The sequence below is a fragment of the Enterobacter sp. H2G27 genome (assembly GCF_054403075.1).
The window spans coordinates 3,639,945-3,652,764 of the sequence record NZ_JBSVSI010000001.1 but is presented as its reverse complement, the minus strand read 5'-3'; the positions used below and the strand labels follow the sequence as shown (position 1 = coordinate 3,652,764).

The window sequence follows — 12,820 nt, the reverse complement described above, 5'->3', positions numbered from 1 at the left end:
TGGATTAAAACGAAATCAGGAGTTGAGGGAAACAGAAATGACTTATCTGGGAAGCAAAGCCGCAAGCGGTGTTTTTCAAAAGATTATTGCGGAAATGCCGCCGCATGACACCTACATTGAGACACACCTGGGCGGTGGTGCTGTCATGTTGCGTAAGCCACCGGCCAGCCGTAATTGGGGCATTGATATTGATCCCCTGACGGTTGAGGCGTTCTGCCAGGGCAATGCTTATTTTCTTGATGCCGTTGGCGATAACCTTTTTATAGATGTTGCCGATGCGGTGCAGTTTTTAAAGGGCTTCGACTTTTCCTCCGCCGGTCGCGTGCTGGTCTATGCTGACCCTCCTTATCTTCATGAAACGCGCACCAGTGCCGCTCGTTATCGTAATGAATATACCGTTGCCGATCATGAGCGACTGCTGGCCTGTCTTAAAAGCCTCCCAAAAAATGCCAGTGTGATTTTGTCCGGCTACCCATCAGCGTTTTATGACGATCTGTTAACGGGCTGGCGCCAGAAAGAATTTCAGGCCATGACGCGCGGCGGTGTGCGCACAGAGAAAATCTGGATGAATTACCCGGAGGGAAGAGCCTACTCGCACATTTTTGCGGGTAAGGATTACAACGACAGGGAGCGCATCAAACGCAAGGCAAAGCGCTGGCGCGAAAAGTTCGCAGCTCTGCCCCATGCTGAGCGACTGGCAATAATGACAGCGCTCAGTGAAGTTAATGATTAACCTCAGCAAACAGACTCATCTGATTGATTGATAAAAAATATTTTACAACCTCAAAATCCTCCTATACTGTATTTATAAACAGTGGATATATATACAGCTGTCGGCGTCTCTTCCTGGGGATGCTGGCTGGTTTATCCCGTAGTGAGGATAGGAGGGAAAATGCAGGACTATCTTTTGGAGTCGTTGAAACTCCAGCGTATTGATTTCTTTATCAAGCTTGTAGCGGCTAGTGAGTGTAGCGAAGAAGAGAAACGCCTTGCGATCCAGTGGGTGTCGGAACTGACAGACGAGCTGATGGCGAAAATTCGTAACCATGATTACGGCCAGGCGATGGACGTTATTAACTAAGGGGGGCGTTATGCGCATTGAAATAATGATTGATAAAGAGCAGAAGATAAGCCAGGCAACCCTAGATGCACTGGAGTCTGAACTTTACCGCAACCTGCAGCCCATCTATCCAAAGACAGCGATCCGCATCCGCAAAGGTTCCGCAAATGGTGTTGAGTTGAGCGGGATGAAGTTGGACGAAGATAAAAAGCGAGTGATGGAAATTATGCAGCAGGTCTGGGAAGACGACAGCTGGCTGCATTAAGAAACGTTGCAGGCGGCAGCATTTGATTCTGCCGTCTGCAAGGTTGAACAACGAGCTGGGCGAGGCGTTAGGGTTTTTATGACAAAGCGTCACATAATTAGCTGGATCTGCTCGTTTTTGAGTTGGCTAATTTTCTCGCGTAACTTGATTTTCTCATCGGCTTTCTCTAAAGATGCTGGTGACATGCAGTCAATCAAGGCATCAAGATGCTCTGGGGACTTGATAATAAAAAACTTTTTGGATTTATTAACAAAAACAACAGAGCATTTTTTACGTTTAAGTAGCTCAATCACATTACTCAGAGTGCCAGTGCTTTTCGTATCCCACACCATTAATCCATAGTCGGCTTCCTCCGCCATTTTAAGGTCTTTTGCGGTAAAGAAAGCACGAGTCCCAGCAGCATGACTTGTGCTTACAACACGCACAGGCCATGAACCAAGATTATTGCGTGGCTTTTCTGAGCTACTGAATACTGTGGCTTGTTCACATCCCAGTTCTAACAAAACTCGTTGAACAGATGAATCAACACCATTGGCATCACCAACTACAACGCGAAACCGAGAATTAACAATTTTTTTCAGACGTTCCACGATGAGTGTGTCAAGGTGTTTGATGGTTATTGAACCAGCAACAAATACCGTAGTCATCACTATCTCCAAGTCAAAGCTGCAACATAGATGTTTTTAACCTTAGTATAATCGTTCAGCACAGCACAAGCAGCCTCCATAGATGCGCCCGTGTGGTACAGATCATCAATGATGAGAACGTTCCAGTTACCATTGTTACCAATCGCGTCATGAACGGAGAATGAATTAGCGATAGCCGCGATTTTTTCTTCTTTGGTATTCAGATTTTTTAATGAAGCGCCTCCGGGAGCTTTCAATAAGAGATTGTCGAAGCATGGTTTACCGACGATTCTGGCTAGTTCTTGAGCAATTTCAGTAACTGGCTGTCGAGCACGTGGATTAGATGCAGCCATTGGAACAATAAAACCGACATTACTAAAGTGAGGAAAGGCATTTACTGCGAGGCATTGGGCTAAAGGCTGTACCTGTGACCAATCATCACGATATTTAAGCTGGAATAGCGACTCGCCAACTTCTGTTCGTTCGGTTTCAAATCTCATATGCCCCCATTCGTCATATCCTACAGGTACGCTGCGGATGCTGTGTTTATCCATCGCAAAGCCTAATTCCCAATTACCATCAATCTGCTTTATGTTGACTTTCATAGTGCACCATTGGCTGTGTAAAAATCTAAAGATTACATATTGTTATATTTGGTGGAAGTGTGAGTTTTGGTTTTTGTTGGGGAGATCAAGTGTTACTCATCGAAGTTTTTTTCGAAGTGAAAGTAATTAATGTTTAGTGACGTAATCATTGCATGTCTATGCCGCATGAATCCGCATGATCGTTTGAGGATCGTTTTAGCCGAGGACCGCCAGGAATGGCGGGCTTTTGCTTAAATCATGCAGGTGCATGAAAACCACTGCGTAAAGCGGGCAGGCGTGGCGGGGCTACGAGCGCGCGCTCAGCGTCTCACGTTAGGTCCAAAGTCCTTGCAAGCAAAAAAGCTTCCCTTTATCTTTCAATTGGATTTATCTGCAAAAAGTAAGGAAATCAAATGGCAGAGAACGGCCCTATTGAAGATTTGGCAAAACGCATATCTGAGGATCTATTGAGTCGATTTAAGTGGCAGCAGCATGGCCCCTGTGACCGAGATTTCCTTTGTGATGATGAGGCTAAACATAAGCCTGAAGGTAAGAGGCAGAAGCACACGCATCCTGTAGATGTTGTATTTAGTTATAAAGATCCATATTTAAACAAAGTCATTTATTTAAATACTGATTTAAAAAGTTATAAAGCAGGTTCAATAAATGCATCAAAAATAGAATCTGCACTGGAGTCATTAGCAGAAACTATTGAATGTGCTCGCTATAGTCCTGAATGGTCAGAAAAGTATAATTTTTCACAAATCGACTGTGAAGTTCGTGGTTTGTTGTTTGTTTTTAATCATGATAATCAGTTGCAGCATGATTTTTATGAGTTTTTTAATCCTCCTAAACCCGCTAAAGGAAGAAGAGATAAGGCTGTCAGCTTAGAAAAGATTCCTTTATCCTCAGGTCAGCAAATTCATATAATTGATCCGTTTCTGATTAATTATATGTTGGCAGTAACGAATGATATGAACGATTTGATTGCTAAGAAAGAGTTTCCTGATGAAGAATATGGATTCTTTTATCCTCAATTGACTTTTCATAAGGTTGCTGTGACTGAAAAATATCTTCCAGCTACTATAGAAGTCTTGTCATCACCTTTCATGATTATCAAGCATGGTGCTGTTTATAAATTTAACAGAGCTAAAGGTATTGAAGAGGAAGTTTATCCAGAAGGGTTTGTAGTGTATTACAATAAAAAAGGTAATAGCGACAATGAATTCTTTTATTTGCTAGATATTTTGTCAAATTATCAAATTCTTGATGGTATAAATAAGATTAGGATAAGGCTTGCTTATCGAGAGAAAGATGAGAGGATTCTCTCACACTTTCAACGTGGAGTTGAAAAATATGCACATGAGTATGGGTTAGATGAAGAAGCTAAAAAGAGGCTTGAAGATTTAGACGTTAAAGTTGTGTCAACAGTAAAAGAATTCTTTTCAGCAGAAGTTATATCTTGGGAGCCGAAATGAAAAATATTCACAGCGTAACTGATAAAGCTTTGTATGATGCTTTAAACCAAAAGCAAATCACTCTAAATGAAATTCAAGACCTTTTCTTAGAACGGGGGACGATAATATGTAAAAAAACTCCTCGAAAAGAATTGGCAAGAAACTATTCGCGAATGACTCATGATTATTACGAGCATCAAAAAATTGCAACCCTTTTAGGTGGTCAGACAAGGACCGAAAAATTTACATGTGTAAGAATTGAGACTGATATAGATAAGAAAGGTATTATAGACGCGGCAGAAAAACTTAAGAAGGAAATTACCGAGCAGGATGATTATTGTAAAATAATCGTGGATGGACCACGGGTGCTGATTAATATTAGGTATCTTTCAACTAATTATGGCAAAAGCGACTTCAAACAGGCGATTAATAAAGAAGCGTTAATTGAAATTGAGCCTCTAGATGATGGTTACAGTATCCGTCGTCCAGATAATGAAAACCTTGAAGATTATGAGGGACTCTTACTGGGGCACATCAGCGCTATTCAGAACGAGCAAGCGGATGACAGTAACCTTGATTTAAAATTGAACGAAATTTCTCTTTCTCACAATACATCTCCAGATGTTAGAACTTTATTCTTCGATAAATTAATCCGTACACTTGATGGTTATGAGTTGCTGGATGTTACTGATGCTTATGTATATCACCCTAAGCCTGAAACTATAGAGGCTGAAGATGGAAATACCGAAACTGGAGTACACGTGTCCAGGGCATCACTTAAGGGGGAGGGGGTACTTAAATCTGATGAATTAAGCGATCTTTATGATAGAGGATTCTATATCTGGAAAATAAAATGGAAGGTTAAGGAGAACTTGGCAGATCCAGATATATTTGAGCTTGAGGCGCAATTTGGTGATCCTCTCAATTGTACTAATTTCTCTTATTTGGTTAAAGGAGTCAGAAAGTATAAGGCTAATGGACAATATTTTAGCAAGCCGCAAAAGCTTTCTGGTAGAGAAGCTGAGAGATTCAATAAATTAATTGAAAATAGAGCTTATTCAATTATAATGGAAATCAGCTAATACATCATAAGGAGTGGCTATGTCACAATTAAGATTGAAGTGGATGAGATTGAAAATCAGGACCAGCCCTGAGGCTGTCTTTGATTTTATCAAAAACACGCCTTATTCAGATGCTATTGGTGCTGGTTTTACTAAGTATGAAACCATTCATAATGGTATGGCTGCAACTTTCAATAAAAAATCTTTAGTTTTAGAACCGGTTGCCGATCCATTTGGTGAGGTGCTGGAATTCGAAAGGGTTGTGTTTGATCAGATTAGTTTTTCTATCCAAACCCTCAGCAATAAGATATGTTTGTTAACTTTTTACAATCCTCCAAAAACAGTTAAACCTTTTATCGATTTTTTGTCTCAGGTCGAAGGGTTAAATGTTGCTTACGGAAATTTAACCGTAGATCTTAAAGGTTTCATGAAGGTCATTCGCGAAAATTTCGGCGTGAAAGTGTTTGGTATTTCAAAAGTGAAGGTGTCAAATCTTCCAGTCACTGAAAAAACAAGGGCATGTTTGGAGCTGAATTCTAGTGGCGATGCTTTGCATGATTTGAAGAGTTTTGTTGGAGATGGCGAATTCAAGCTCGATAAAATAAAAGCTGGAGGGTTTTACCTTGATTCAAAGATTAGCTTTGAATTAACCAGTGGGGCTTCTGCAGTGGTTCCTGACGAGTATTTTTCGATTTTCAATGATGCCATATCATGTATGGAACTTGATAAGCTTTAAGTACGATGGTGTCATCGTTATATGATGACACCATCTTTTATAAAAAATTAGCTTATGTCGTCAAGTGTATATTTTGCAAATCTAACGACTTCATCCCCTAACCATTCATTGAGTTCTTTAATCCTTTCTTGAAGGGGTATTAATTCATTTCGTACAAACACGCGGCTGGCCTTTTCTACATCACCAAAGCCGCCGGTATTGTTGGGAATGATGCCCATCATCTGCGGCGGTACGCGGTGCGCGGCCATCATGTCATCACGGCTCACATTCTTGATATTTAAAAATTCATCCTTCGCCGCCACCTCTGACAGCGGGATGATTTGAATCCCGTCTTTTTTGCCGTTGGGCGAGTACATGAACAGGTTTCGGAAGTTGCCAGGGCCCTTGGCGCTTTTCATGGCCTGACGGATATTGTTCACATCCTCCTGGTTCTGCGCGGCGTCGGTCATATACATAATAAAGCCCGCATGGCTGCCGTTGATGTAATACTTGCGGCGGAAAAGCGTGGCAGACTCGTTGAGCAGGGCGGACGGAATGGCTGAAAGGTAGCCGGGGAGCCCGTAAATTTCCTGGTTAATATCAGGTTCAAGAAGATGGAAAATGCTTCCAGGCGTGAATTCGTAGGGATGCGTGGTGAATCCATATTGCACAAACCAGTAGGTGTCCAGGTCAACGCCGCGGCGGGTATATTTCGCCAGGGTTGGCTCCAGCGAGAGAACGCCGCCGAGCCGGTTGGTGCGTTTTTCAAGGTAGGCGTTGCCGAATACAAGGTAGTCCTGAACGAAACGGGAAAAGGCCTGCTGGCTGAGCAGACGGTGCGGGATATAGGTGCTGCTGAGAATGTCACGCTTAACGGCAATCGGTGAGCTGTGATGCACGGCGGCGCGGTAGGTGCGCGCCAGCCCGTCAAAACTCACCGGCGGTTCATACCAGCGGTCCATCTGCACGCACTCCACATAATCCAGCAATTCCCGGCGGTCAAGTACCGGGATCGGGTCGCCAAAGCTGAATGCTTCTGCCGATACGCCGCCGCTCTGCTGAGCGCTTTGTTTAGCTACAGCGCGGTTTTTCTTACTCTTGCCCATCAAAAAATCTCCACAATGTTGCTGGTATTGGCGGATTCGCCCTGCAGCGGTTCGTTAAACAATGCGTGCATCGTCGCCCAGGCCAGATCGGCATGGCTGGCTTCTTCACTGCGGCTGGCTTCATAGGTAGGGCGGTTGCCGCTGGCGGTGGTGGCGCGGCGGATAGCCATGAATGACTGCGCGATGTCGGTGTGTCCGGCGTCAAACTCCAGGCGCCGGTGGCTGATAATGTCGTATGCCTTGAGCACCAGTGCGTTTTTTACGTTGGGGTTGTAGACAAACTCCCGCACAGCCGGGAAGAACGCCTTAACGTTCTCATAGACGCCGTGGCCGACGCCGGTGGAGTCGATGCCGATATAGGTCACGTTGTACTGCTGGGTCAGCTTTTTAATGGCGTCCGCCTGGGCGCGGAAGTCCATCCCGCGCCACTGGTGACGCTCCAGAATGCGGAACTTTCCACCTGGCACTGCAGGCGGAGCCATGACCACGCAGCCCGCGCTGTCGCCGTTCTGCGTACCTTTCGCCGGGTCATAGCCGATCCAGACTTCACGCCAGCCAAACGGACGCAGCGCCAGCGCCTGAAAGTCGGACCAGACTTCCCAGCTGTCCACCATGCACGCCTGCAGCTCGCTCAGCGGGAACACTGACGCCAGATCGTCAATGAATTCGCACATCAGCAGGTTCTGGTATTCGTCCGGGCTGTACTCCATGCGCAGCTGGCCCAGGTCGAACAGGTTACAGCCGCCGCGCACCGCATCCTCCACGGTGACGATTTGGCGGTACTGACCGTCCGGGCAAAGGAGGCCCGGGGCCAGATTGCCGTGGGTCAGGTCAATATCCACCTTGTCCGCTTTGGCACGGCCCCGGTTGAACAGGGCGCCGGACCAGAACGGATAGGCGCTGTGGGTCAGGCTGGACGGGGTTGAAAAGTAGGTCTGCCGCCACTTTTTGTGAATGGCCATACCGGAGGCTACCTTGCGCAGCTCCTGGAATTTCGGGATCCAGAAATATTCATCCAGGTAAAGGTTGCCGTGGTAGCTCTGCGCCGTGCGGGCGTTGGTGCCGAGGAAGTACAGGCACGCGCCGTTGCTGAGCGTCATCGGGTCGCCCTTCAGCTCAACATCCACCTCTTTAGCAAAGTCGATGATGTACTGCTTGAAGACGTGCGCCTGCGCCTTACTGGCTGAGAGAAAAATCTGGTTGCGGCCGGTAGTGATGGCATCAATCAGCGCCTCCCGGGCAAAAAAGAAGGTCGCCCCGATCTGGCGCGATTTAAGCAGGTTGCGGATACGGTGGCGGTTGCCTGCCTCGTACCAGTGGCGCTGGTAGGCGAACATCGAGCCGTGGAAAACCTCCTGCAGCTTCTCGATCTGTTCGTCGGTGAAAACGTTCTTTTCGGGCTGGCGGCGCGGGCCTTTGTTGCGGTTGGCAACCTTCGGATTTAAATCTGCCTCGTTGCCGCCATCGTTAAATTTACCGATCCGGGCGTGGCGCTCTGACTGGCGCGCCAGCAGGTCAATTTCCTTGAAGTCTTTCCCTTCTTTCTGCTCCTTCATAATGAGCTGGCAGTAGCGCGCGGCGGTGGTGAGCTGCATCTGATCCAGCGGCCCATACTCGCCCCACTTATCGCGCTTCTTCCAGCTGTGAACGGTTGCAACTTTCTCGCCCAGCATTTCAGCAATGCGGGCTACGCGGTATCCCTGAAAGTACAGCAGCATGGCCTGCCGACGGGGATCGAGGTCTGCGGGGGTCATTGTCGTGTTCATGGCCCAAACATACGGCCTTGCCCGGCGGCTTTCCCCGGCTGCGGTTTGTGTGGCGGACCGTACAAGCGCCGCGCGTTGTTTCACTCCCCCCATCGCCGCAAACATAAGGCTCCAGTAAGTTTTTTCTAACGGAGCACGGCTCATGACAGTGAAAGCAAAGCGTTTCCGCATCGGGGTGGAAGGTGCCACCACCGACGGACGCGAAATCCAGCGCGAATGGCTGGAGCAGATGGCGGCCAGCTACAACCCGGAGGTCTACACCGCGCAGATTAACCTTGAGCACATCAAGTCTTATCTGCCGGAAAGCACCTTCAACCGATACGGCAGGGTGACGGCGCTGGTTGCTGAAGAAATTCTGGACGGCCCGCTGAAGGGCAAAATGGCACTGTATGCCGACGTAGAACCAACCAGCGCACTGGTTGAACTGGTCAAGAAAGGCCAGAAGCTTTTCACCTCCATGGAAGTCAGCCCGAAGTTTGCCGACACCGGCAAAGCCTACCTTGTGGGGCTGGCCGCCACTGACGATCCGGCGAGCCTGGGCACTGAGATGCTGACCTTCAGCGCCAGCGCCGCGCACAACCCGCTGGCAAACCGCAAGCAGAGTCCTGAAAACCTGTTTACCGCCGCCGAAGAAACGCTGATCGAACTGGAAGAAACCCAGGACGAAAAGCCGTCCCTCTTTGCCCGCGTCACCGCCCTGTTTACCAAAAAAGAGCAGACCGATGATGCGCGTTTCTCAGATGTGCACAAAGCCGTCGAGCTGGTCGCCACCGAGCAGCAGAACCTGAGCGAGCGCACCGATAAATCCCTGTCCGACCAGAACGCGCGCATTTCTGAGCTTGAATCCTCGCTGCAGGAGCAGCAGGCCGCCTTTGCCGAGCTTGAGCAGCAGCTGAGCCGTGAAGACAGCCGTAAAGATTACCGCCAGCGCGCGCCGGGCGGTGACGCACCGGCAGGCACCCTGACCAATTGCTGATGGAGCATAAAATCCGATGAAAAAGAATACCCGCTTTGCCTTTAACGCCTACCTGCAGCAGCTGGCACGCCTGAACAACGTGGAAGTGGAAGAACTTTCCAGCAAGTTCACCGTGGACCCGTCCGTGCAGCAGAAGCTGGAAGACCAGATCCAGCAGTCCGCCGCTTTTCTGACGCTGATTAACATCACGCCGGTTGCGGAGCAGTCCGGCCAGCTGCTTGGCCTGGGCGTTGGCTCCACCATTGCCGGAACCACCGACACCACCACCAAAGAGCGCGAACCTACCGATCCGATGCTGATGGAGGACGTGGAATATAAATGCGAACAGACCAACTTTGACACGGTGCTAACCTACGCAAAGCTGGACCTGTGGGCGAAATTCCAGGACTTCCAGGTGCGTATCCGTAACGCCATCGTCAAGCGCCAGGCGCTGGACCGTATCATGATCGGCTTTAACGGCGTGAAGCGCGCCAAAACCTCCAACCGCGCAGAAAATCCGTTGCTGCAGGACGTGAATAAGGGCTGGCTGCAGAAAATCCGCGAAGACGCGCCGGACCACGTTATGGGCAGCACCACCCAGGACGGCACCACCACGGCAGGCGCGGTGAAGGTGGGCAAGGGCGGCGACTATGCCAACCTGGACGCCGTGGTGATGGATGCGGTTAACGAGCTGATCGACGTGGTTTACCAGGATGATGACGAGCTGGTTGTTATCTGCGGCCGCGAGCTGCTGTCTGACAAGTATTTCCCGTTGGTTAACAAAGAGCAGGAAAACAGCGAGAAAATCGCCGCCGATCTGATTATCAGCCAGAAACGCATGGGCGGCCTGCAGGCGGTGCGTGCGCCGTTCTTCCCGGCCAATGCCCTGCTGATCACCCGTCTGGATAACCTGTCCATCTACTGGCAGGAGGACACCCGCCGCCGTTCTGTTATCGACAACCCGAAACGTGACCGGATTGAAAACTTCGAATCCGTCAACGAAGCGTACGTGATTGAAGACTACCGCTGCGCGGCCCTGGTCGAAAATATCGAAATCGGTGATTTCAGCGCGCCAGCTGCGCCGGAAGGTGGGGAGTAACGCATGAGCCTGAGTCCCGCACGGCAGCACCGCCTGCGCATTCAGGCCGAACAGGCCGCCCGGGAGGGCGGCAGTGTTCGCCATGCGTCCGGCTATGACCTGATGCTGTTGCAGCTGGCAGAAGACCGCCGCCGCCTTAAGGGTGTCCAGTCCACCGTGAAAAAGGCGGCAATCAAGGTGGAGCTTCTGCCGAAGTATGCCGCCTGGGCGGAGGGCGTGCTGGCTGCCGGAGGTGCGCAGCAGGATGACGTGCTGATGTACGTGATGCTGTGGCGTATCGATGCCGGTGATTATGCCGGTGCGCTGGAGATCGGGCGTCATGCGCTGCGCCATAGCTGGGTGATGCCGCTGGGCAACCGCAACGTGCAGACCGTTCTGGCGGAAGAAATGGCGGACGCCGCACAAGGCGCCCTGCTGGCCGCCGCCGGTTTTGATGCCGATCTGCTCCTGCAGACGCTGGAACTGACTACCGATCTGGATATGCCGGACCAGTCCCGGGCACGCCTGCACAAAGCCATCGGCGCGGTACTGACCGAAAGCAACCCGGCTTGTGCCCTGAATCACCTTACCCATGCGCTGCAGCTCGATCCCCGCTGCGGCGTGAAAAAAGAAAAGCAGCAGCTGGAGCGCAGATTGCGCAGTGACAGCCGCTAACGAGCGTGCCCCGCGCACGGGCGGCACGGGGTGGCGAAAGGCACTGCCACATCAAAACCCCGTCCACCGCCCACTATTTCAGGAGAAAGCCGCATGCAGTTTGTTGCGCCAGAACAGGCACCGGAACAGGCGGACGTTATTAAAAATACGCCGTTCTGGCCTGATGTGGACCTGTCGGAATTTCGCAGTGTGATGCGCACTGACGGCACGGTGACGCAGCCCCGTCTGAGGCAGGTTGCGCTGACAGCCATTTCCGAAGTGAACGCTGAGCTGTACGACTTCCGCAACCGCCAGCAGATGCTGGGCTACCGGGATCTGGCTGACGTGCCGGCGGAAATGCTGGACGGCAAAAGTGAGCGCATCCAGCACTACCTTAACGCCGTGTATTGCTGGGCGCGCGCCGTGCTCAATGAGCGTTACCAGGATTATGACGCCACGGCGTCCGGGGTAAAGCGAGGGGAGGAGCTGGAGGAGGCCAGCGGCGATCTGTGGCGTGATGCCCGATGGGCTATCAGCCGGGTGCAGGATGCACCGCACTGCACGGTGGAACTTATCTGATGAAAGTGCGTGCGCACCAGTATGACACGGTGGACGCGCTTTGCTGGCGTCATTACGGGCGCACGCAGGGTGTCACCGAGCAGGTTCTGCAGGCAAATCCGGGGCTGGCTGAGTATGGCCCTTTTTTACCGCACGGGCTGCAGGTGGAGCTGCCGGATATTCCGGCGACAACCACGGCGCAGACCGTCCAGCTATGGGACTGAATTATGACGCTTGAACGAATCAGCGCCTTTATCACGTACTGCATCGCTGTTTTGCTGGCATGGCTGGGCGATCTGTCGCTTAAGGATGCTTCAACGGTTGGTGGCGTGCTGATTGGTGTGCTGATGCTGGCTATCAACTGGTACTACAAGCACAAAACCTACCAGCTGCTGCGGGACGGGCAAATCACGCGGGGGGAATATGAATCCTTCAATCGTTAAACGCTGCCTTGTCGGGGTGGTGCTGGCTATCGCCACCACGCTGCCCGGTTTCCAGTCGCTGAATACCTCCGTCGAGGGGCTGAAGCTGTTAGCCGATTTTGAGGGGTGCCGCCTGCAGCCTTACCAATGCAGCGCGGGTGTCTGGACTGACGGGATCGGCAATACGTCAGGCGTGGTGCCAGGCAAAACCATCACGGAACGGCAGGCGGCGCAGGGATTAATCAGCAATGTGATGCTGACGGAAAAAAGGCTGGATGCGTGCCTGAAGGTCAGGCCACCGCAGCATGTTTACGATGCGCTGGTAAGCATAGGCTTCAACGTCGGCACCGGCGCAATATGCCGATCCACCATGGTGTCCTACATCAACCGCCAGCAGTGGTGGCAGGCATGCAACGAGCTGCCGCGCTGGGTTTACGTCAATGGCAAGAAAAATAAAGGGCTGGAGAACCGCCGCGCGCGGGAGCTGGCCTGGTGCTTAAAAGGAGCGTAACG

Annotated in this window: 17 protein-coding genes; 13 read left to right on the top strand and 4 right to left on the bottom strand. The window is 50.5% G+C overall.

Annotated elements, in window-relative coordinates:
* Positions 1 to 37 precede the first annotated feature (37 nt).
* The 3 genes from ACW9E7_RS17325 (at position 38) to ACW9E7_RS17315 (ending at position 1,325) form a co-directional block, all read left to right on the top strand.
* Positions 38 to 733 (top strand): DNA adenine methylase, encoded by a 696-nt coding sequence (locus tag ACW9E7_RS17325; RefSeq protein WP_309264432.1) that lies wholly within the window; start codon positions 38 to 40, stop codon positions 731 to 733.
* Positions 734 to 892: 159 nt separating this feature from the next.
* A complete protein-coding gene (locus ACW9E7_RS17320; RefSeq protein WP_014884914.1) occupies positions 893 to 1,081 on the top strand; it encodes a hypothetical protein in 189 nt (62 codons plus the stop codon).
* A 10-nt stretch (positions 1,082 to 1,091) separates the two neighbouring features.
* The gene (locus ACW9E7_RS17315; protein ID WP_048702820.1) at positions 1,092 to 1,325 is read left to right on the top strand and encodes a DinI family protein; all 234 of its coding nucleotides are present in this window, start codon (positions 1,092 to 1,094) and stop codon (positions 1,323 to 1,325) included.
* Positions 1,326 to 1,414: 89 nt separating this feature from the next.
* On the opposite strand, the gene ACW9E7_RS17310 is transcribed toward ACW9E7_RS17315, so the two are convergent.
* Together ACW9E7_RS17310 and ACW9E7_RS17305 are read right to left on the bottom strand one after the other, a co-directional pair.
* Positions 1,415 to 1,972, bottom strand: a complete 558-nt coding sequence (locus ACW9E7_RS17310; protein ID WP_126814937.1) for a hypothetical protein — start codon at positions 1,970 to 1,972, stop codon at positions 1,415 to 1,417.
* A 2-nt stretch (positions 1,973 to 1,974) separates the two neighbouring features.
* Positions 1,975 to 2,556, bottom strand: coding sequence for a ComF family protein (locus tag ACW9E7_RS17305; protein WP_126814935.1), 582 nt, complete (start codon positions 2,554 to 2,556; stop codon positions 1,975 to 1,977).
* A 392-nt stretch (positions 2,557 to 2,948) separates the two neighbouring features.
* Here ACW9E7_RS17305 and ACW9E7_RS17300 point away from each other — a divergent pair, with 392 nt between their 5' ends.
* The 3 genes from ACW9E7_RS17300 to ACW9E7_RS17290 are packed head-to-tail and all read left to right on the top strand — an operon-like array spanning position 2,949 to position 5,789.
* Positions 2,949 to 4,013 (top strand): hypothetical protein, encoded by a 1,065-nt coding sequence (locus tag ACW9E7_RS17300; RefSeq protein ID WP_309264431.1) that lies wholly within the window; start codon positions 2,949 to 2,951, stop codon positions 4,011 to 4,013.
* Positions 4,010 to 5,074 (top strand): hypothetical protein, encoded by a 1,065-nt coding sequence (locus ACW9E7_RS17295; protein WP_309264430.1) that lies wholly within the window; start codon positions 4,010 to 4,012, stop codon positions 5,072 to 5,074. The genes ACW9E7_RS17300 and ACW9E7_RS17295 overlap by 4 nt, the downstream gene beginning before the upstream one ends.
* Before the next feature lie 19 nt (positions 5,075 to 5,093).
* Positions 5,094 to 5,789, top strand: coding sequence for a hypothetical protein (locus ACW9E7_RS17290; protein ID WP_309264429.1), 696 nt, complete (start codon positions 5,094 to 5,096; stop codon positions 5,787 to 5,789).
* A 47-nt stretch (positions 5,790 to 5,836) separates the two neighbouring features.
* Here the strand turns inward: ACW9E7_RS17290 and ACW9E7_RS17285 are convergent, their stop codons facing one another.
* Both ACW9E7_RS17285 and ACW9E7_RS17280 read right to left on the bottom strand, forming a co-directional pair.
* Positions 5,837 to 6,874 (bottom strand): phage portal protein, encoded by a 1,038-nt coding sequence (locus tag ACW9E7_RS17285; RefSeq protein WP_309264428.1) that lies wholly within the window; start codon positions 6,872 to 6,874, stop codon positions 5,837 to 5,839.
* Positions 6,874 to 8,640: a terminase ATPase subunit family protein gene (locus tag ACW9E7_RS17280; RefSeq protein ID WP_336243034.1), complete on the bottom strand. Its 1,767-nt coding sequence runs from the start codon at positions 8,638 to 8,640 to the stop codon at positions 6,874 to 6,876. The genes ACW9E7_RS17285 and ACW9E7_RS17280 overlap by 1 nt, the downstream gene beginning before the upstream one ends.
* 142 nt (positions 8,641 to 8,782) lie before the next feature.
* On the opposite strand from ACW9E7_RS17280, the gene ACW9E7_RS17275 reads away from it, so the two are divergent.
* From ACW9E7_RS17275 to ACW9E7_RS17245, 7 genes are all read left to right on the top strand, one after another.
* On the top strand, positions 8,783 to 9,616 hold the full coding sequence (locus ACW9E7_RS17275; RefSeq protein ID WP_336243033.1) for a GPO family capsid scaffolding protein: 834 nt from the start codon (positions 8,783 to 8,785) through the stop codon (positions 9,614 to 9,616).
* 16 nt (positions 9,617 to 9,632) lie between these two features.
* Complete coding sequence (locus ACW9E7_RS17270) at positions 9,633 to 10,694, top strand: phage major capsid protein, P2 family (protein WP_458728147.1); 1,062 nt, start codon at positions 9,633 to 9,635, stop codon at positions 10,692 to 10,694.
* 3 nt (positions 10,695 to 10,697) lie between these two features.
* On the top strand, positions 10,698 to 11,348 hold the full coding sequence (gpM, locus tag ACW9E7_RS17265; protein WP_325802150.1) for a phage terminase small subunit: 651 nt from the start codon (positions 10,698 to 10,700) through the stop codon (positions 11,346 to 11,348).
* Positions 11,349 to 11,441: 93 nt separating this feature from the next.
* Positions 11,442 to 11,906 (top strand): head completion/stabilization protein, encoded by a 465-nt coding sequence (locus ACW9E7_RS17260; protein ID WP_336243032.1) that lies wholly within the window; start codon positions 11,442 to 11,444, stop codon positions 11,904 to 11,906.
* Complete coding sequence (locus ACW9E7_RS17255; RefSeq protein WP_039029574.1) at positions 11,906 to 12,109, top strand: tail protein X; 204 nt, start codon at positions 11,906 to 11,908, stop codon at positions 12,107 to 12,109. Before ACW9E7_RS17260 ends, ACW9E7_RS17255 begins: the two co-directional genes overlap by 1 nt.
* Positions 12,110 to 12,112: 3 nt before the next feature.
* Complete coding sequence (locus ACW9E7_RS17250) at positions 12,113 to 12,328, top strand: HP1 family phage holin (RefSeq protein WP_039029573.1); 216 nt, start codon at positions 12,113 to 12,115, stop codon at positions 12,326 to 12,328.
* Positions 12,309 to 12,818, top strand: a complete 510-nt coding sequence (locus tag ACW9E7_RS17245) for a lysozyme (protein WP_336243031.1) — start codon at positions 12,309 to 12,311, stop codon at positions 12,816 to 12,818. Before ACW9E7_RS17250 ends, ACW9E7_RS17245 begins: the two co-directional genes overlap by 20 nt.
* Positions 12,819 to 12,820: the final 2 nt, after the last annotated feature.

Coding starts and splice junctions, on each gene's coding strand:
- ACW9E7_RS17325 (WP_309264432.1), top strand. CDS start 38: ATGACTTATCTGGGAAGCAAAGCCGCAAGCGGTGTTTTTCAAAAGATT.
- ACW9E7_RS17320 (WP_014884914.1), top strand. CDS start 893: ATGCAGGACTATCTTTTGGAGTCGTTGAAACTCCAGCGTATTGATTTC.
- ACW9E7_RS17315 (WP_048702820.1), top strand. CDS start 1,092: ATGCGCATTGAAATAATGATTGATAAAGAGCAGAAGATAAGCCAGGCA.
- ACW9E7_RS17310 (WP_126814937.1), bottom strand. CDS start 1,972: ATGACTACGGTATTTGTTGCTGGTTCAATAACCATCAAACACCTTGAC.
- ACW9E7_RS17305 (WP_126814935.1), bottom strand. CDS start 2,556: ATGAAAGTCAACATAAAGCAGATTGATGGTAATTGGGAATTAGGCTTT.
- ACW9E7_RS17300 (WP_309264431.1), top strand. CDS start 2,949: ATGGCAGAGAACGGCCCTATTGAAGATTTGGCAAAACGCATATCTGAG.
- ACW9E7_RS17295 (WP_309264430.1), top strand. CDS start 4,010: ATGAAAAATATTCACAGCGTAACTGATAAAGCTTTGTATGATGCTTTA.
- ACW9E7_RS17290 (WP_309264429.1), top strand. CDS start 5,094: ATGTCACAATTAAGATTGAAGTGGATGAGATTGAAAATCAGGACCAGC.
- ACW9E7_RS17285 (WP_309264428.1), bottom strand. CDS start 6,874: ATGGGCAAGAGTAAGAAAAACCGCGCTGTAGCTAAACAAAGCGCTCAG.
- ACW9E7_RS17280 (WP_336243034.1), bottom strand. CDS start 8,640: ATGAACACGACAATGACCCCCGCAGACCTCGATCCCCGTCGGCAGGCC.
- ACW9E7_RS17275 (WP_336243033.1), top strand. CDS start 8,783: ATGACAGTGAAAGCAAAGCGTTTCCGCATCGGGGTGGAAGGTGCCACC.
- ACW9E7_RS17270 (WP_458728147.1), top strand. CDS start 9,633: ATGAAAAAGAATACCCGCTTTGCCTTTAACGCCTACCTGCAGCAGCTG.
- gpM (WP_325802150.1), top strand. CDS start 10,698: ATGAGCCTGAGTCCCGCACGGCAGCACCGCCTGCGCATTCAGGCCGAA.
- ACW9E7_RS17260 (WP_336243032.1), top strand. CDS start 11,442: ATGCAGTTTGTTGCGCCAGAACAGGCACCGGAACAGGCGGACGTTATT.
- ACW9E7_RS17255 (WP_039029574.1), top strand. CDS start 11,906: ATGAAAGTGCGTGCGCACCAGTATGACACGGTGGACGCGCTTTGCTGG.
- ACW9E7_RS17250 (WP_039029573.1), top strand. CDS start 12,113: ATGACGCTTGAACGAATCAGCGCCTTTATCACGTACTGCATCGCTGTT.
- ACW9E7_RS17245 (WP_336243031.1), top strand. CDS start 12,309: ATGAATCCTTCAATCGTTAAACGCTGCCTTGTCGGGGTGGTGCTGGCT.